Origin of the sequence: Acidithiobacillus ferrivorans (assembly GCF_016250455.1) — a bacterium.
GTDB classification, from domain to species: domain Bacteria; phylum Pseudomonadota; class Gammaproteobacteria; order Acidithiobacillales; family Acidithiobacillaceae; genus Acidithiobacillus; species Acidithiobacillus ferrivorans.
The window spans coordinates 2,539,388-2,557,604 of record NZ_CP059488.1; the positions used below are offsets into that span (position 1 = coordinate 2,539,388).

Here is an 18,217-nt window from a genome sequence, read left to right on the forward strand (position 1 = left end):
CACTTTAATGACATCCACGCTCACGCAGAATCCTTTAGCAGGTGGGCGATAATGGCCTTGGTGACAATGACCGCATTACGCTCGGCGAGCGCACCGGCATACAAATCGCCGGTTCTCCAGATTTCCTCTTCCGTCTTACCAGGGGGCGGGACATCCACATCAGAGATCCCGCGTATGGACAAATAATGATCTGCCAGACCAAAACGAGAGAGCGCGGTGATGTCCCCAAGATCTTCCATGGCGGTATTGGTATATTGTGCCTCTCCATGGCTATATAGATGCACAATTTTCTCGGCAATAGCCTGATTCTCTTTACCAATCCAGAAGTCATTTCCAGTAATAGTAGCACCCACCATCACTTTCGGCGCCACGTAAATAGCGAATATTTTATCCAACTTTTTAGCTTCTGATGAGTTTTCCAATTGCACGTTGGCTGCAGCCTTCACCGCCATGCTCAAGAGTTCCGGATTGACCTTATAAGCCAAGTTCTCATATAGATTATGGGCGTATTCACCACAATGGCCAGGAGCGGCGTAATCTGCACACCCCGGAGGTGACCACGCCAACTGCTTCTGATCACTCAAATAGTGATGCCCGAAAGCCCAGGAGATCACCCAGTTATTGATATACACACTGCCCAGTGCAGACTCTTTTACGTCCACACCACCGGCGATGCCACTGCGAATAAAGATAGTCTTCTTCACATCCAGAGCCGCGTCTTTTACCAGACTGGTAACGGTGACTGCGGCATTGATTTCCCCTTCACCGGTTTCTGTAACACAGACGCCTTTACTGTCGCAGAGCAGAGGCTTGATGAGACCTGCCACATGCAAAATCTTATGATGAAAAGATTTTTGCACCGTCCATGCTTGCCACTCGGGCGGGAATGCCGTCAACACGATCACTTTCGGGCTCATTTTTGCTACTGCCGGTATAGTCTGTGCGGCGGCCAGTGGCGCCATCAATGAACAGCCGACGGCACCACATAACATCATATTCTTCCAAAGCGTATTTTTTTTCACGAAGATTCTCCCTGCCGAGTTCTTTATCATAGGTTCTGCTGTGACACGCCATACTGATCCAGATCCCTGAGCAGGGACTGCTTTCGTTGGTCCGTACAAAAGGCAGCGGCAACGGCGTTACGTTCAAGAAGTAAGGCGTCTTGCGCTGTCAAATCCAGACTGGAAAGTGTCCCCATGAGGTTTTCGCTCAGGTATCCACCGAAGTACGCCGGGTCATCCGAATTAATCGTCACCGACAACCCTGCTTTCAACAAGCGACCCAGATTATGTTCAGATAACTGGCTAAACACTTTGAGCGCGACATTGGAGAATGGGCAGACCGTGAGATGGATTCGGTCATCCACCAGACGCCGCACCAGTGCCGGATCCTCCAGGCAGCGCACCCCATGATCTATGCGCTCGACATCCAGCACATCCAGCGCTTGCCAGATATAGGCGGGCGGCCCCTCCTCCCCGGCATGGGCAACACGATGCAAGCCCATGGACTTGGCCACCTTAAACACCTCCTGAAACTTTTCCGGCGGATTGCCCAACTCAGCGGAGTCGAGACCAATGCCGGCAATGCCCCCCAAAGCACAAGCACGCTCCAAGAGCGCCACCGCGGGTTCTGGATCGCGATCCCGCTCAAAGCAAAGAATCAGCGCGCTGGATATATGCCAGTCGCGCTCGGCGTCGCGCAAGGCGGCGTTGATGCCACCCATCACCGCCGCCAATGGCACGCCATTGGCAAGATGCGTCTGTGGATCAAAAAACAGTTCCGTATGCCGAATCTGCTGGGCTTTACAGCGGGCCATATAGGCTAGAGTCAGCTCATAAAAGTCTTGCTCTTCCCGCAATACGGACGCCCCCAGATAATAGACCTTCAGAAAACTTTGCAGATCCTCAAATTGATATGCCGTCCGTGCCGCCGCTATCGTCTTATAGGGAATATCCACGCCGTTACGCCGGGCCAGCGCGATAAGTAATTCGGGCTCCAAAGTGCCCTCAATATGCAGATGCAGCTCTACCTTGGGCAGATCCTCCACAAAGTCAGCCAGCCCCCTTTTAATGTTTGTCATACTTTCCATAAAAGGTGTTGCTCCGTATGTTTTTATAAGACTATGCATGTACATCGCTTAGGCCGCCCGCTCACCCCTGAGCCAGGTTCCCAGCGGACGCTGTTCCAGATCGGCCGGCTTACCGCTTAAACATTCCTCAAACCAGGCTTCCACAGAAGATGCTGCGGGCTTCTGCGGCAAAAGCACAAAATCAGCCCGTTTTCCCACCGTCAAATCACCGCCGACGGCACCTCTGCCCATACATTCAGCACCCGCCTTGGTAGAACGATACAAGGCCTCCTGAGGCGCAACAGCAACGTCCGCTTCCCGATGTGTTCCCAGAAATCGCTGCATGACATGCAGCATGCTATGGCTGGGACCACCCCCTATATCACTCGCCAACGCAAAGGGAATATCGTAAGCACGTACTTGCTCTAAGGGCATGCGTCGGTTGCCCAGCGCCTCATTACTCGTAGGGCAATGCGCGACCCAGGAGCCGCGCTCCCGAAGGCAGCGCCATTCCTCGTCACGCATTTCAATACAGTGGCCCAATATCGTCCTGGGCGTCAGCAGACCCGCGCGGTCATACACCTCGGTATAGTGCGCCGCGTCGGGAAACAGCTCTTTAACCCATTGCAGCTCCGTGACCGATTCCGCGAGATGCGTCTGGATTAAACATTGACTCTCGGCGGCAATCTGTCCCAGTGTCTTCAGCGATGCAGCCGTCAGATTGGGCGCAAAACGGGGTGTCAGTGCATAGTGTGTTTTATCCGTTTGGCACATAAACGCACGCAACGCGTCGGGATCATGCAGGCTGTAGTCGGTCAAGGTGTGGGGCGCGTGAATCGCCATCAGGACATTACCAATGACCCAATCGCCACGCATCGCCGTCAGTGCAATCTGCGTGGCCTCGGCATGTGGGCTGGAATAGCTCATGCCCATCACGGTCCCCGCGCGCAATACATCGGCGTAGAATTGAGTCGCCGCAGCCTGGGCCAGATCAGTATCCACGTAGCGCGCCTCTTCCGGCCAGATATGTTCTTGCAACCAGGTCAGGAGTTCGCCAGAAAAACGGCCCCTGACCCGGTGTTGCACCCAATGCAAATGGCTATCGACAAAGCCTGGAACAATAACACCATCCAGATTCTCAACTTCCATATCAGCGCCGATCTGACCCAGCATCGCAGTAAAATCACCCATATGCACAATGAGGCCCTGATCGACACCTAAAGCACCATCCTGGTAAAATCTCCAGGTATTTGCATCTATCGGGTTGAGTATCGGCGCCCTAAATATCTTTTCCATCATCTGCATTTGTTAGCACCTTAATCTGTAATCTTACGGACAACCGGTTTAGATAACATGCCCACCCGCCCCTGCCCATCGGGGATCGTCTGGTGACAAAACAAAACCCGGTAGAGTATGGATGCCACAATCGTCGTCACGACACCCACCAGTGGTGATATGTCTGTACCATGCAATAGATGCGCTCCATAGCCCTCCCAAATCGGATTATTTGAGAACACCACGGTAACCGTGACCCCTATAGCGAGCACCCAGACATTAGCACGCCTATGTGGCAGCCTGTTCAACCTTCCGCGCGCTTCCGGAAGCACATCCCACAAAACATACGTGATCATCACACCGGTCCACGGCGCCGCTATGATAATCAGCAAATCCAAAAAAGTCTGAAAAGAATCCCAGAATGATGGCGCCACAAAAAGCATGTAGATACCGACCAGTGTTGCCAGCAGCGCATCCAGAAGCGTGAACTTCTTGCGATCCAGATCCTTGCCCACCACCACCGCCAGGCTGAAAGCAGAACTGTAGGAGTTCAAAAAATTAGACGCCAACAAACCTAATATCGCAAACGTGCAAAAACCTAAATACAGTACCGAAGTACCCAGTCCAGTCGCCATGATGGTAAGCCCGGCAGGTCCTACCTGGATACCACCATGCACATACAGCGTGATGGCTAATGCGAGGATGAGGCTGCCGCCCGCAAATCCGCCGATGCTGGGCCATAGCGCCATTTTGCTCAGGCTCGTGTCATGCCGCACATATCGCGAATAATCCGAAGCAAACATCGTCCATGAGAACGCACCGCCCATGAGCGCCAATGAAATTCCACCCAGGCTTTGAATTCCGTCAAAGTGGTCGACGGTAGGCATCATCGGAAGCGCCTCTCCACCATGCAGATATATCAGTATGGCTATCGCAAACAAAGCAAGAAATAGTGCCCCCGCCGTCTGCGCCATCACGATGGCCTTATATCCGATAACGGGCACCACAAAATTGCCAAAAACAGCCAGTACCAAGGCATAATAAATACTGCTATTCACCGGTACCAATCCATAGCTGTCAAAAACACTGCGGAGGATATATACCACAAGTACCAACACCACGGCCTGCCAACCCAACTGAGACAACCAGTTACTCAGGGAAATCAACTTATTGACCGACTTTCCAAAAACGCGGGCGGAAACCGCCATGGTCGGAATCCCATACACGAATCCCGGGATACTGAGGATGCCCACAGCGGCAAATAGCGTGGACGCCAGCAGCACAACCCACAGAAACGGCGCCAAGGGAAACAACTGGGCGATAAGAACCCCGACCGGCAGACTGGAGGCGGTCATGGTCGCGGCGAGCCAGATTAAAGCGACCTGCGGCGCTGAGCTCGTGCGCTCCGCCTCTGTCGTGGCACTAATCGAATGCCTGTCACCCATCACTTTTCTTCCCCGGTGTTACCAAATTGGTGGAACTAAAATGCCCATGCATAGAACACTAACTTGATCCGGCACCCACTTCTACGTCGATTTGAAAAACCGTATTCTGCTTAGGCATCTTTTTCAGGAATGGTGGGAAGCCGCCATCCTTTACCGCTGCAAGGGCCGCATGATTTACCGCACCTAAAGGACTCCGCTTGATGATTTTCGCCCAAAGCAATTGACCCGAAGGAGAAATTTCAAACTCCACAGTCGCTTTGCCACTCAGTCCCATCGCCCGCAACTCAGCGGGAACACGCAAGCTCTGCTGAATTATCGGCCGTACCATCCCGACATAACGTCCCATCAATGACGCCGTCTGCTGAGCCGACATGGGCGGCGGGGCAGGCGGTGGAGTCACCACCGGCTTAGGGGCTGGCGTCGGTTTGGTTACCGGCATCGGTGGAGTAACCGTCCTGACCGGCGGCGCGGGTGGTGTTGGCGCCGGTTTCGGCGGAATCACCACCTTCGGGTGCGGACGCGGTGGTGGCGGCGTCACCTGATGCACCACCGGCTTGGGAGGAACCGGTTTGGGTAGAGGCTTGGGTACCACTTGTGGCGGTGGCTGCTGCGGCAAAGTCACCATTTGTACCGCAATGACGTGCTCCTTGGGTTTGGCCTTTACCGGAGGCGTATTGTCTCCGTACCAGATCAAGCCAAGCACGAGCAGGACCTCAACCATCACGGCACCGCCCACGGCATACTTGAAATGACGTTCCTTCGGCTCCGGCATGAGTGAATAATTGGTGGTCCTAGGCATCACGGTAGTCATATAAATTTATTCCCATTTTCGAACACTGTCTCACTCGCCTGCTGGACGTTTGGCATTCGCTCACCTTACCCCGAGTAAAGACGCAAATGCTCACGCGGGTTTCGCTGCAATACCAATACTGGTTACACCCGATTTTTGACAAGCATCCATCACCTGCACAAAATCCTTAAAAGGAACCATTTTATCGGCCGCGATGGTTACCTGCGTGTGTTTTGCATCGCCGTCGCCCGCGAGAAAACTCTGCAGTTGATCCAGGCTCATTTTCTTGCCCTTCACCACCACACCGCCATCCTTCACGATATTGAGCACGAAATGTGGATGCGGCAGCACTTTTGTTTCGCTGGAAGTGGGCAAGTCCAGTTTTAATCCCTTATCCGTAATCATCTGCAAGGTAATCATGATGAAAAAGACCAGCAGGAACAGCATAACGTCAATCATCGGGATGATTTCGACACGCCCCTTTTTGCGGGGCCGGCGTTGGGGTAACATTCTCTACTCCTTACTTTTCCTGGCAAAGTAAAAAAACCTTCTGAAACCTCATGCGGTCATTTCAGACGCGGCAACTGATGACGGGGCCTTGGCTGCCGTATCCTCTAACACCACGGGCGCGCCATCCAAGCGATTCATGAGCACCACTTTCAACGACTCGAGCTGATAAATGGTTTTTTCAATGGCATTGTTGAAGGCGTTAAAACTCAGCAAGCCGATCATGGCAATAAAAAGTCCAGACGCGGTGGCAATCAGCGCATCCGCAACACCGCCAGTAACGGAAGTAGGATTATGACCAGGCACCGCAAGGATGGAAAACGCGTGGAACATACCGAGAATGGTTCCGAACAAACCCAGAAGGGGCGCCAGGGTGACGATGGTGTCCAAAATCCAAAGGCGTTTGTCCAGACTGGGCGTCGTCAGGAAAATAGCTTCATCCAAACGGTTCGCAAAGGCTTCGCCACGAGCGCTGCCGTAGTGATGAATCAAATTGAAATGCCGGAGCGCCACACCCAGCAGAGCTTCTTCGGGAAGCCCCTTCGATAAAGCCACCAACTCTTCCAGATCAGGACGCCGCAACTTGCCGCGAACGGATATTCCCCAAAGGATTTTCTTACCTTTGCTGATAGCGTTACGCAGGTACCAGCTCCGATCGAAAATCACCGCAAGCTCGACCACGAAAAGGAGCATCAAGATGTACAGAACACCATCTGAGTAGTTGGCAAGATGTACAAGATAACTGAACGATATCATATAAACTCCAGCACAAGATGATTAAAATTATCCAGCATAGACTGAGCAGAAAATATGCCATTGGTAGTTGTTGGAAGTGCCCATCATTGAAATCATTGGGTTACCAAAAACCAACCGGCCAACAATCTCTTTTTCAGTGCAGGCAATGCAGTTCTGCACCATAACAGTGCGACCACTTGAATCCGCCCGCGAATCTCTTCCATCCCATGATGGACACATCATTGGATTCGATAAAGTTCTTTTTTTGCGTGATATAGATTCAAAAAATGCAACGGTCTGAAACTTTCGGAGGCGTGCTGCGGGAACTACCGATGGCCACGCAGGAAAAGCGAAGATATTTTAGACGCGATTTTCCAGCCACGGGCATGGTCGGAAAACTGAAAATGGGGTGGGCCTCTCGGGCCTTATATTTGTCAGTCCGAGCGGACTAAATTGCGTGTCGCAGGTACCTGTAGTCCGGTCAGCGACGCCAGCCTACTTCTTGTAATTTTTCCGCCGGAAGAGATCAATCTTCCGCGAAACCAGCCGGTCCAGGAAAAGAAAACCGTCGAGATGATCCATTTCATGCTGGACGGCACGGGCCTCGAAGCCTGCACACTCATAACTCCGCTCTCGTCCCGAGACATCCTGCGCCTGCACTTGTATGCGCTCAGCGCGGATGACATTGCCGGTAAAGTCCGGCACCGACATGCAGCCTTCCCGACCCACCGCCATGCCCTCCCATGCCGCCAGTTCGGGATTGATCAATATCATGCGCCCGTGGCAGTCGTCCCCCAGTTTAGGACGCACATCGACAATCACGATACGCTGTGGACGGTCCACCTGCGGCGCCGCAATACCCACGCCCCCCGGACCGGCATACATGGTCTCCGTCAGATCATCGACAAAATGGTGCAGGTCGTCGTCAAACACGCTGACCGGCTCGGCCTTGCGCTGCAGTCTGGGGTCCGGATAGGTCAGAATGGAAAGTACCGCCATCAGAACACCGCCGCCTCGATGGGATGTACACCGATTTCCACCCCTTCCCTCTCCCGCAACGGCAGCACGGCCTTGCGAACACTCTCCACACCTTCTGGCGCATAGCCCTGAATGACCATCACATAGAGTGGCCGCTCGGCACTGCCGGAACTCTCGCTTTCCAGATCAATCACATTGAACCCGATAGCCGCCAGGGCCCCGGTGATGCCCGCGACAATGCCCGGATGATCGGCCCCGTAGACGGTGACCCGGGTATTCGGCATGTCCGCAGTCAGCGCCACGCTGGAGATAGGGTCCAGATGCACCCGCAGATTGAGGCGCTTGATGGCGGGGTCCAGCGCCATTTCCACGGAGCCCAGATCACGCGGATAATCGATGACCTGCATAATGGTAAAGTAACCACCGAGACGCATCATCGAGGCATCACCGATGGAGCAGTCTGCAGTGAACAGGGCTTGGGTGACGGCGGCGACGATACCGGGGCGATCTTCGCCGATGACGGTGAGAAGGGCTTGACTCATCCTAGACTCCTATGGCGAGGGCTTTCGCCTGTACGAGATAACGAAAACAGTATTCCAGCAATTCGAGATGATGCCTGGCCGCCAGGAAATCCGGACCCCAGGCCGTCACCCCGTGCTGATGAATCAGCACACCGGGAACGCGGGGCCGCGCCTGGGCAAAGGCCCTGTCCATATCTTCGGCAATCCGGGCGACATTCACATGATTGGCGAAGACCGGTAGGTCCACCTGCGGCTCGGCATCGGGCACGCCCAGGCCTTTGAGCATTTCCAGAGTTGGCAGGCGCAACCGGCCCTGCTGCGCAAAGTGCCCGCAGAGATTAGCCTCGATGGAGTGGACGTGGAAAATGACCCGGGCGTCCGGCACATGCCGGTAGACTACCTCATGGAGGGCAACTTCGGCAGAGGGTTTACGTCCCGGCGGGGCCTGCACCACCTGACCGCGCAGATCCACCAGGACAAAATCCCCGACGCCCAACTGATCCTTGGGGCGGCCGCTGGCGGTAATCCAGAAAGTGTCCGCATCGCGGCGTGCCGACAGGTTGCCCGCAGTGCCCAGCATCCAGCCGCGCGCATAAAAATCGCGGGCTGCGGCGGCGAGATGGGTGCGCGGATCATTGTGCATGGACCACTTCCTGCCACCAGCCACGTTGCGCAAGGGCCGCGCTCACATCCCTGAGATCATCAAAGGGCAGGAAGGTCCGCCCTTCCTCCCGCAGATATTCCGCGAGACGATCCCGTGCGCAGACCAGGGGACACTGCCGGGCCACTCGCAAATCGGTGATGGAATCCCCAATGCAGACGGCATCCTCGGGGTGATAGTGCGCGATCACGGCGGCCTTGGCCACCAGTTCATGGTCATCCTGCCAAGGCGAGAACACCCGCAGCCATTCGCCCGTGCCATCCACCTCAAGACCATGGATGGCGTAAATTTCCTGACGATAAGGGGCGAGAACGATCTCGGCCATGCGCGTGAAGCCGCCGGTAACGACAATAAAGGGGATACCGGCCTTTTTGGCATGGGCCAGCAAGCCGACCAGCCCCGGACGCAGTGCCGTATCCCGTACAAAATCCTCCAGCTCCGGCCAGTGCCGCGAGGGGATGGTGCCGAGCACCTGGGGCAGGCCATCACGCAGGGTCAGACGCTGCGCATAGATTTCCGGCAACACCCGGGCGGCGGCCTCCGGCGCAAAATGGCGCATCAGGGCCACGAAGACTTCGGCCTCGGTGATGGTGCCGTCGAAGTCACAAAAAATGGCTCTTTGCATCAGCCCTGCCCCCATTTCTCCACCGCCGCCCGCAAGGGTCCGGCGGGCAAATCTTCCAGAGTGCGCGGCGCCGCATTCTGCCAACGCTCGATGGCTTCGTGAAAAGCCAGCACCCCGCTCGCGGCACCCTGGGGATGGTCCATAATCCCGGTCCCCGCATTGAGGATAACTTCAGTTCCATAGTCATCGAGGATGCGCCCCACCATGCCGGGATGCACGCCCGCCGAAGGTACCGGCGCCACGCCCCGCGCCCGCAGCGCGGCGACGATGGCCCATTCGTCCGCCGCGGCGAAGGGCAAACTGCCATAATGGGCCGGATAGAGCACCGCATCCGCGCCACCATAGGCCATCACCGTACCCAGCAAGGCCCCATAGGCAAAACCGTAATCCGGCGCGCCGCACCAGGCACCTGCCAGGGCGGGATGAGTGAAAATCGGCACGTCGATGTCGGGATCGGCGGCCAGTGCCTCCAGTACCGGAAAACCATACGCCAGCACATTCAGGAGCAGCGCGTTGGCGCCGGCGGCCACCAGTTGCAGCGCCAGCGTCTGCACCTGGTGGGCATCCCCCGAGAGATTCACCGCATAGAGCAAATCACGACCCGTCTGATCACGCCGTGCCTCGATCACCGGCGCGCACGCCTCCCAGCGCGCCAGGGTCGCCGCCATCGGCAGGTCCGGGAGGATTTCGTCATCCTTGATAATATCCAGCCCGGCAACGGCAACTTCCGCCAGAATCGCGGCATGGTCCGCCGCCGTCAACCCCAGCGCCGGTTTGAAGATAGCCATGACCAAGGGTCGTTCATGCACCCCCAGTCGTTCACGAATACCATCCAGCCCGAAGCGTGGTGTCTGTCCAAAGCGCTCTGGCAGACGGATGGCCATCACCTTGGCGGGACCCGCCAGGGAGTATTTGCCGAAAATCATTGTGAGCAGGCTGCCGAGACGACCATCCACATTGGCGGCGGGGAAGCGCACTGTGGCCTGATGCCGCCCAATCGCCAGTTCGGCAATGGCGATCACCTCCCCCAGATGGCCACGCAACTGCGCCTCCCGGTGCTGAAAGCGTGCATCCCAGCTCCCGGCAGTCTGGCCGATGGCGATAGCCTGCGCCTGCCGCCGGGCGTCTACCCCGGCGGGGAACTGGTAATCGACCTCAATAAAAGCCGTCATGGATTGGGGAAATGCTGCAGGGCGCGGTCCGTATAATGCGGGGTCCAGCCACCGCGCGCACTGAAGTAGCGCACCGCTTTGATCCGCCGCGCATCGTTCAAGTGGAACCAGTGTTCCACGCCCGCCGGGATGTGAACATAATCCCCCGCCTGCACGGTCAACTCGACTTGTGCACCGTCTTCCAGAACGAAGCCAAAAACCCCTTCCCCGTCCACAATATAGCGCACCTCTTCATCATCATGGGTGTGTATACGATGAAAGCGGGCGTTGAGTTCCGGCAACTGTGGATGCTCGGGATACAGCACGACCAGATCCCGCTCCTGATAACCCTTTTCCCGCTGCAAACGCTGGAAGACATCGTCCAGGGCCATCAGCAATGCCACTTGTGCCTCTGCATCCAGTTGCGGCTGGGCCAGCAGCGCCGCTGCGCCCACCCCGGTCAACGGAATCGCCTGCAAAGTGACACCCAGGGCCGCCAGGATGGCGGCGATCTGCGCCGCATCCGTGACCCGCTGCGCCGATTCTGCATATTGCAAAGTCGCCATGCTATACGTCCTCCTTCCAGAGCAGAGAAGCCATACGCCCGGTAACACCGTCACGCCGATAAGAAAAGTAACGCGCGGGGTCAGCCACCGTACACAGATTACCGCCAAAAATGGCCTGCACGCCGGCCCGCTGCAAGCGCTGCCGCGCCAGTGCATAAATATTCGCGAGCCAGCGGTCCCCATGTCCGGGGCGGAAGGCGGCTGCCGCCCCGGCATCCTCCGCCAGGAAAGCCGCCCGCACTTCCGGCCCAACCTCGAAATGCCCAGGCCCGATGGCGGGTCCCAAGTATATCAGAATATCCTCTGGTGCCACCGGCATGGCCGCCACACCGCGTTCCAGGATGCCCGCCAGCAAGCCGCGCCAGCCGGCGTGAAAAACACCGATATGGCGACCGTCCCCGCCGCAAGCCAGTACTGGCAGGCAATCAGCGGTAAGCACCGCCAGCACCATGCCCGGTATGGCGGTGACTGCACCATCCGCTTCCAAAGCGCGCGCTGGCGCAGCCATCAGGGCGGCAACTCCCGTGCCATGCACCTGCCGCAACCAACAGGGCTCCCCAGGCAATTTCAGCACGGACCGCAGCCGTTCCCGATTTCGTGCCACCGCCTCCGGCGCATCGCCCACGTGATTGCCGAGATTGAGCGATGAATAGGTCCCCTGACTAACACCACCGCTACGCACGGTGATGGCACTGCGTACCCCGTAGGGCACGGGCCAGTCCGGCACCCAATAACCAGCCTCTTCAGTCGCCATCACGCGCATGGCGCAGCAGCGTCAGCAATTCGGTCATGTCTTCAGGCAGCGGGCTTTCCCACGTCATCAGCGCCCCGCTTTCTGGATGGTAGAGGCGTAAACGCCAGGCATGCAAAGCCTGTCGGCGGAACTGCCGCCAATGGGCCAGCGCGACCTCATCCAACCCTTGCGGAACCATCATTCGCCCCGCATAGACCGGATCGCCCACCAGCGGGTGGCCGATATGGGTCATGTGCACGCGAATCTGATGGGTACGACCCGTCGCCAGGCGCAGGCGCAGGTAGCTGTGACGAGGAAAACGCTCCACCAGCCGATATTCAGTCTGCGCCGGTCGGCCGTCATCGCGCACGGTCATCCGCAGGCGATCGTGGGCATGGCGACCGATGGGCGCATCCACCCGACCACCACCAGTCATCGCCCCCATCACCAGCGCGAGATATTCGCGGTGCATGCTATGGTCACCGAGTTGCTCGATCAGCGACTGGCGCGCCATCTCGCTTTTTGCCACCACCAGCAGGCCGGTAGTGTCCTTGTCCAGCCGATGGACAATGCCGCCGCGGGGCAGGTAGGCATTATCCGGCACATGGGCCAGCACACCGTTGACCAGCGTGCCGTCGGCATGACCGGCACCGGGGTGAGTAAGCTGCCCTGCCGGTTTGTGCACAACGAGAATCTCCGCGTCTTCATACAAAATATGCAGAGGCAGATCCTGGGCCAGCCAGGTGCTGGGCTCGATCTCCGGCCAGTTGATTTCTACCTGTTCACCACCGCGAATCCGTGCGCTGGGCTTTTCGACCACACCATCCACCAGAACCCGGCCATCCCGCACCAAGGTCTGGATTCGACTGCGGCTGGTTTCCGGCAGCAACTGGCTCAACACCGCATCAAGACGTTGGCCGGCCTGCTCCTCTGGCAAAATCATGGGAATACCCGTACTATCGTCGCTCATGGTTCGCCACTATAGACTATTGTCCTTCATGAGCAAACGCATACTGATGTCCCTGTGCTGTACCGCCCTGATCGCCGGTTGTGCCAGCAGCCCGAATAAACCTGAAAGCTCTGCGGATCGCCACGAGTCTGCCGAGACGCTGTTCCAACCCGCCCAAAAGGCCATGGAGCACGGCGACTACACCTCTGCCATTAAGCAGTACGAAGATCTCGAGACCCGCTACCCATACGGCCCCTACGCCGAACAAGCGCAACTCAATACGGCATACAGCTATTATCAGCGCGGGGATTCCAAGGCGGCGGTGGCGGCGGCGGAGCGCTTCATCAAGCTGCACCCGGCCAATCCTCATGTGGATTACGCCTGGTACCTGAAAGGCATCGCCTATTACCAAGCTATTCAGGGTGTGGAGGAAAATCCCCGACCTGCCGAAGAGGCCTTCAGCACCCTCGACACGCTGGCGAAACGCTGGCCAGACAGTGCCTATGCCATTGATGCCCGCCTGCGCATGGCCAAGATCATCGACCTCCTCGGCCAGCGCAACCTGAATATCTGCAAATTCTACTATGTGCGTCACGCTTATGTCGCTGCGGCGAACCGCTGCAATACAGTGATCACCCGCTACCAGTTGAGCCCCGCGCGGGAAGAGGCGCTCTATTATCTGGCGCGCTCCTACCGGCATCTGAACCTGCCAAATCTGGCGCAGACCACTGCCTCCGTACTCGCCTACAACTATCCGAAGAGCAAGTATCTTTCTGATCTCGGCAGCAGTGCGAAGCCCTAAGCAGAAACTCCGGCGGGGCGATCAGCGCCCCGCCATTATTCTCATCAGACTGCCTCATTGCCCTCTTCCCCGGTACGGATGCGTACCACCCGATCCACCGCGCTGACGAAAATCTTACCATCGCCAATCTTGCCGGTCCGCGCCGCCAGCTCAATGGCTTCGATGGCGCGATCCGCCATATCATCACCGACCACCACCTCCAACTTGAGCTTGGGTAGGAAATCCACCACGTACTCGGCACCGCGATAGAGTTCCGTATGTCCCTTCTGGCGGCCAAAACCCTTGACCTCGGTGACCGTCATGCCAGCCAGACCCAGCTCCTGAAGGGCCTCGCGCACATCATCCAGTTTGAAGGGCTTAATGATCGCCTCAATTTTTTTCATCGCAAAACTCCTCTTGCAGACAACAGGGCTTCCCAGGAATGGTAACCATTGGTTATAGGATAGCGCCGATCCTTGCCGAATGCGCGGGCGCTGATCCGCACACCTGGCGCCGCCTGACGCCGTTTATATTCGGCACGATCAATAAGCCTTAGCACCCGCGTCACTGTTTCCACCGAAAAACCGGCGGCAACGAGCTCCGCAGCGCTGCGGTCTTCTTCCACATAAGCGGCAATAATGGCATCCAGGACCTCATAGGGAGGCAGGCTGTCCTGATCGCGCTGATCCGGCGCCAGCTCCGCCGAGGGTGGCCGGGTCAGCACCCGCTCCGGGATCACCGGACCCAGGCTATTGCGATAATGGGCGAGACGATAGACCAGGGTCTTTGGGCAATCCTTGATCACCGCAAAACCGCCGGCCATATCGCCATACAGGGTCGCGTAACCAACGGCGATCTCGCTTTTATTACCTGTGGTCAGCAGCAGATGGCCGAATTTATTGGAATAGGCCATGAGCAATGCGGCGCGAATACGTGCCTGCAAATTCTCTTCCGTGGTATCGGCTGCGCATCCGGCAAAAAGCGGTGCCAGCGTCTCCAGATAGGTGTTGAACGGCCCCTCGATGGACACGATGTCGGTGCGCACCCCCAGACTCTGCGCCTCAGCCACAGCGTCTGCAATACTCATCTCCGCCGTATAGCGGGAAGGCATAATCAAGGCGTGGACCCGTTCCGGACCAAGGGCGTCCACCGCTATCGCCAGGGTCAGCGCCGAGTCCACCCCGCCGGACAGACCCAGAACCACACCAGGGAAGCCATTTTTTTCCACATAATCATGTACGCCCAGACGCAATACATCGTAGACTTCGGCGGTCTCATCCGGCAGCGGTCGCAGTGGCTCGGCAGCCTGTATACGGATATCGGCGTGATCCTTGTCGATATCCAGCAGTGCCAGCATCTCCTCACACTGGGATGTGCGTAGGGCCAATAGTCCATGCTGGTCTACCGCAAAGGACTGGCCATCGAAGACCAGTTCATCCTGCCCGCCCACCAGGTTCACATAAACGATGGGCAGCTGACACTGGGCGGCCAGGGCACCCACCTGATCTTCCCGGGCGCGCTGTTTGTTCAGGTGATAAGGCGACGCATTCAGCACCAGCAGCAGTTCTGCACCTTGGGCCTGAGCGGCGTGGGCCACTCCCGGCCCATGCCAGACATCCTCACAAATGGCCACCCCATACTGCAGTCCGGCACAGGCAAACACCAGCGACTGCGCCCCCGGCGTGAAGTAACGCGCTTCATCAAATACCGCATAATTCGGCAGACAGTGTTTGTGATAAACCGCCTCGACTCGCCCCCCGCGCAGCAGACTGGCACTGTTGTAGAGGCGCTCCTGCTCACGCTGCGGATGCCCTACCAGCATGGGCAGAGGCGCTGCTGTCGCAAGACGCTGCAAGGCAGCGTCGCAGACCTGCAAAAAGTCGGCACGCAAGAGCAAGTCTTCTGGGGGATAACCACTGAGGGCCAACTCCGGTGTCACCAACAGGTCGGCACCTGCAGCTTGCGCCGCTGCAGCGGCGGCCAGCAGACGATCAGCATTGCCCGCCACATCGCCGACCCGGCAGTTGATTTGCGCCAGGGCGATGCGCATCAGCGCCCCAGTACCTCGGCCACCCGAGTACCCAAATCGGCGGGGGAATGCACACAATAGACGCCCGCTGCTTCCAGTACCGCATATTTGGCCGCCGCCGTTCCTGCGCCACCGTCGATAATAGCCCCCGCATGCCCCATGCGCTTACCCTTGGGCGCCGTGGAACCAGCAATGAAAGCCACCACCGGTTTACGGACATGCTCCTGGATAAAGGCCGCCGCATCTTCCTCCATGCGTCCGCCGATCTCGCCCACCATGACAATCACTTCGGTCTGCGGGTCCGCCTCAAAAAGCTGCAATATTTCAATAAAATTCATGCCGATCAGGGGGTCGCCGCCGATACCGACACAGGTACTCTGCCCCAGGCCCAGGCGGGTGGTCTGCTCTACCGCTTCATAGGTGAGGGTGCCGGAGCGAGAGACAATGCCTACCCGTCCGGTCTGGTGAATGGCGCCGGGCATGATCCCGATCTTGGACTGTCCCGGCGTGATGATTCCCGGACAGTTAGGGCCGACGAGTCGCGTCGCTGTGTCCGCCAGATAATGCTTCACCATCAGCATGTCATGCACCGGAATACCTTCGGTGATGCAAACGATGAGTTGGATACCAGCGGCAGCCGCCTCAATGATGGCATCGGCAGCAAAAGGAGAGGGTACATAGATCACACTGGCTTCGGCCCCGGTTTCCTGTACAGCATCGGCCACGGTATCAAACACCGGCAGATCAAGATGGCGGCTGCCGCCCTTGCCGGGGGTCACGCCACCCACCATGCAAGTGCCATAGGCCACGGCTTGTTGCGAGTGAAAAGTTCCCTGCTTGCCGGTAAAGCCCTGGCAGATCACCCGCGTTTCGCGGGACAGCAATATGCTCATAGATGCACCAGAATCATGATAAGAAGAATACCAATCACCACCTCTCCGAGAAGCAGAAGAAGCACATAAGGATTGCGCCGGGGCGCCGGGGTGATGCTATCGACATCCGCGCGCAAAGCCGCCAGATCCCGGCGCAACGCATCGATATCGTCAGCCTGCGCGACAGATTTAAGCCGCTCATCGAGAATCTGATCGAGCAACACCGCCATCTCCGCCATCACCTCAGCACTTTTTTGATCGGCGCCGCGTTTTACATAGACATCGGTGAGACGGGAAATCAGCGGGCCGGAGCTGCGCAGCACCGGCCACAGACGTTGTAACCAGAGGATATTGATAGACACGTCAACCCTGTGCCGCAGCGACGGCTTTCATCGCTGCATCCGTAAGACCGTCGGCGGTGATCAAAGAGAGCCCACTGTCACGCAGCAGGGCCATACCTTCCTCCTTTTTAGTACCCTCCAGCCGCACCACCACCGGCAGATGAATACCCACCTCTGCCGCGGCCTGGATAATCCCTTGCGCCAGCAAATCACAGCGGGTAATCCCGCCAAAAATATTCACCAGAATAGCCTTTACCCGAATGTCCGAGAGAATGAGCTTGAAGGCCTGGGTGACCTTGTCCGCGGCCGCGCCACCACCCACATCCAGAAAATTGGCGGGCTCGCCGCCGTGTAGTTTGATCAGATCCATGGTCGCCATGGCCAGACCAGCACCGTTGACCATACAACCGATGTTCCCCTCCAGGGAGATATAGTTCAGTCCAAACTGCCGCGCAGTAATTTCCCGCCCGTCCTGCTGGGTAGAATCAAAGAGCTCGTCAGACTCGGGATGGCGATACAAGGCGTTGTCGTCCATCACCACCTTGGCATCCAGCGCCAACAGCTTGCCGTCTATGGTGATAGCGAGGGGATTAATCTCCACCATCAGGGCATCCAGGCGCTGCGCCAGACGATACATCCCTTGCATGATGCGGGTAAGCTGCTGTACCTGGCTGGCATCCAGCCCAAGCTGAAACCCGAGCTGGCGTGCTTGAAAAGGCAGGAAGCCGGTGCGCGGCTCGACCACGACCCGATGCAAGGCCTCCGGCCGGGAAGCGGCCAGCTCTTCAATATCCATGCCACCTTCCTGGGTCGCCAGAAAGGTGATCCGCGCCTGCCCCCGATCCACCATCAAGGCCAGATAGAGCTCGCGGGCAATCTGGCTGGGTTCTTCGATGAGCAAGGCCGCTACGTGCTGTCCCTGGGGGCCGGTCTGTACCGTAACCAGCGGCTTGCCCAGCAATTCCTGCGCCGTCTTTTCCACCTGGGCAATACTATGCACCACCCGCACCCCGCCGGCCTTGCCGCGCCCACCGGCATGGACCTGGGCTTTGACGACCCAGGCCGGGCCACCCAGTTCACGAGCCTGATTCACGGCCTCCCGCACCGAGAAAGCGGGAATAGCGCGGGGCACGGGCACCCCTTCTTCGGCGAGCAGGCGCTTGGCCTGATACTCATGCAAATTCATGAAG

General features: G+C 57.7%; 21 protein-coding genes. 1 reads left to right on the forward strand and 20 read right to left on the reverse strand.

Annotation, left to right across the window (positions count from 1 at the left end; genetic code table 11):
• Positions 1 to 20 precede the first annotated feature (20 nt).
• From H2515_RS12640 to rluD, 15 genes are all read right to left on the reverse strand, one after another.
• A complete protein-coding gene (locus H2515_RS12640) occupies positions 21 to 1,022 on the reverse strand; it encodes a phosphorylase family protein (RefSeq protein WP_198661476.1) in 1,002 nt (333 codons plus the stop codon).
• 26 nt (positions 1,023 to 1,048) lie between these two features.
• Positions 1,049 to 2,080: an adenosine deaminase gene (locus H2515_RS12645; protein ID WP_232821388.1), complete on the reverse strand. Its 1,032-nt coding sequence runs from the start codon at positions 2,078 to 2,080 to the stop codon at positions 1,049 to 1,051.
• 57 nt (positions 2,081 to 2,137) lie between these two features.
• The gene (locus H2515_RS12650) at positions 2,138 to 3,373 is read right to left on the reverse strand and encodes an amidohydrolase family protein (RefSeq protein ID WP_232821389.1); all 1,236 of its coding nucleotides are present in this window, start codon (positions 3,371 to 3,373) and stop codon (positions 2,138 to 2,140) included.
• A gap of 11 nt (positions 3,374 to 3,384) precedes the next feature.
• Positions 3,385 to 4,788, reverse strand: a complete 1,404-nt coding sequence (locus H2515_RS12655; RefSeq protein ID WP_198660297.1) for a cytosine permease — start codon at positions 4,786 to 4,788, stop codon at positions 3,385 to 3,387.
• Between the two features lie 58 nt (positions 4,789 to 4,846).
• Positions 4,847 to 5,599 carry an energy transducer TonB family protein gene (locus H2515_RS12660; RefSeq protein WP_198660298.1) on the reverse strand — a complete coding sequence of 251 codons (753 nt, stop codon included), beginning with the start codon at positions 5,597 to 5,599 and terminating at the stop codon, positions 4,847 to 4,849.
• Between the two features lie 90 nt (positions 5,600 to 5,689).
• A complete protein-coding gene (locus H2515_RS12665; RefSeq protein WP_065414236.1) occupies positions 5,690 to 6,088 on the reverse strand; it encodes an ExbD/TolR family protein in 399 nt (132 codons plus the stop codon).
• 48 nt (positions 6,089 to 6,136) lie between these two features.
• Positions 6,137 to 6,841, reverse strand: coding sequence for a MotA/TolQ/ExbB proton channel family protein (locus tag H2515_RS12670; protein ID WP_081919300.1), 705 nt, complete (start codon positions 6,839 to 6,841; stop codon positions 6,137 to 6,139).
• A gap of 474 nt (positions 6,842 to 7,315) precedes the next feature.
• Positions 7,316 to 7,819, reverse strand: coding sequence for a peptide deformylase (gene def, locus H2515_RS12680; protein ID WP_014028112.1), 504 nt, complete (start codon positions 7,817 to 7,819; stop codon positions 7,316 to 7,318).
• Positions 7,819 to 8,340: a glycine cleavage system protein R gene (locus H2515_RS12685; RefSeq protein ID WP_014028111.1), complete on the reverse strand. Its 522-nt coding sequence runs from the start codon at positions 8,338 to 8,340 to the stop codon at positions 7,819 to 7,821. Before H2515_RS12685 ends, def begins: the two co-directional genes overlap by 1 nt.
• 1 nt (position 8,341) lies before the next feature.
• Positions 8,342 to 8,962 (reverse strand): methylthioribulose 1-phosphate dehydratase, encoded by a 621-nt coding sequence (gene mtnB, locus H2515_RS12690; RefSeq protein WP_035191871.1) that lies wholly within the window; start codon positions 8,960 to 8,962, stop codon positions 8,342 to 8,344.
• Entirely contained in the window at positions 8,952 to 9,605 is a 654-nt protein-coding gene (locus tag H2515_RS12695) for an HAD-IB family phosphatase (protein ID WP_065414240.1), read from the reverse strand. The genes mtnB and H2515_RS12695 overlap by 11 nt, the downstream gene beginning before the upstream one ends.
• Entirely contained in the window at positions 9,605 to 10,777 is a 1,173-nt protein-coding gene (locus tag H2515_RS12700) for a RuBisCO large subunit C-terminal-like domain-containing protein (protein ID WP_198660300.1), read from the reverse strand. The genes H2515_RS12695 and H2515_RS12700 overlap by 1 nt, the downstream gene beginning before the upstream one ends.
• Entirely contained in the window at positions 10,774 to 11,322 is a 549-nt protein-coding gene (locus tag H2515_RS12705) for a cupin domain-containing protein (RefSeq protein WP_065414239.1), read from the reverse strand. The genes H2515_RS12700 and H2515_RS12705 overlap by 4 nt, the downstream gene beginning before the upstream one ends.
• A gap of 1 nt (position 11,323) precedes the next feature.
• Positions 11,324 to 12,085 (reverse strand): peptidoglycan editing factor PgeF, encoded by a 762-nt coding sequence (gene pgeF / locus H2515_RS12710; RefSeq protein WP_408626789.1) that lies wholly within the window; start codon positions 12,083 to 12,085, stop codon positions 11,324 to 11,326.
• Positions 12,066 to 13,025: a 23S rRNA pseudouridine(1911/1915/1917) synthase RluD gene (rluD, locus tag H2515_RS12715; RefSeq protein WP_014028105.1), complete on the reverse strand. Its 960-nt coding sequence runs from the start codon at positions 13,023 to 13,025 to the stop codon at positions 12,066 to 12,068. Before rluD ends, pgeF begins: the two co-directional genes overlap by 20 nt.
• 28 nt (positions 13,026 to 13,053) lie before the next feature.
• Here rluD and H2515_RS12720 point away from each other — a divergent pair, with 28 nt between their 5' ends.
• Complete coding sequence (locus H2515_RS12720) at positions 13,054 to 13,806, forward strand: outer membrane protein assembly factor BamD (protein ID WP_198660301.1); 753 nt, start codon at positions 13,054 to 13,056, stop codon at positions 13,804 to 13,806.
• A gap of 44 nt (positions 13,807 to 13,850) precedes the next feature.
• On the opposite strand, the gene H2515_RS12725 is transcribed toward H2515_RS12720, so the two are convergent.
• From H2515_RS12725 to sucC, 5 genes are read right to left on the reverse strand one after another with little or no spacing between them, the layout of a single operon-like run.
• Positions 13,851 to 14,189 carry a P-II family nitrogen regulator gene (locus tag H2515_RS12725; protein WP_035191878.1) on the reverse strand — a complete coding sequence of 113 codons (339 nt, stop codon included), beginning with the start codon at positions 14,187 to 14,189 and terminating at the stop codon, positions 13,851 to 13,853.
• Positions 14,186 to 15,835, reverse strand: a complete 1,650-nt coding sequence (locus tag H2515_RS12730) for an NAD+ synthase (RefSeq protein WP_014028102.1) — start codon at positions 15,833 to 15,835, stop codon at positions 14,186 to 14,188. The genes H2515_RS12725 and H2515_RS12730 overlap by 4 nt, the downstream gene beginning before the upstream one ends.
• Entirely contained in the window at positions 15,835 to 16,707 is an 873-nt protein-coding gene (gene sucD, locus H2515_RS12735) for a succinate--CoA ligase subunit alpha (protein ID WP_014028101.1), read from the reverse strand. Before sucD ends, H2515_RS12730 begins: the two co-directional genes overlap by 1 nt.
• A complete protein-coding gene (locus tag H2515_RS12740) occupies positions 16,704 to 17,048 on the reverse strand; it encodes a hypothetical protein (protein ID WP_198660302.1) in 345 nt (114 codons plus the stop codon). Before H2515_RS12740 ends, sucD begins: the two co-directional genes overlap by 4 nt.
• A 1-nt stretch (position 17,049) precedes the next feature.
• Positions 17,050 to 18,213 (reverse strand): ADP-forming succinate--CoA ligase subunit beta, encoded by a 1,164-nt coding sequence (gene sucC / locus H2515_RS12745; protein ID WP_014028099.1) that lies wholly within the window; start codon positions 18,211 to 18,213, stop codon positions 17,050 to 17,052.
• Between the last annotated feature and the right edge of the window lie 4 nt (positions 18,214 to 18,217).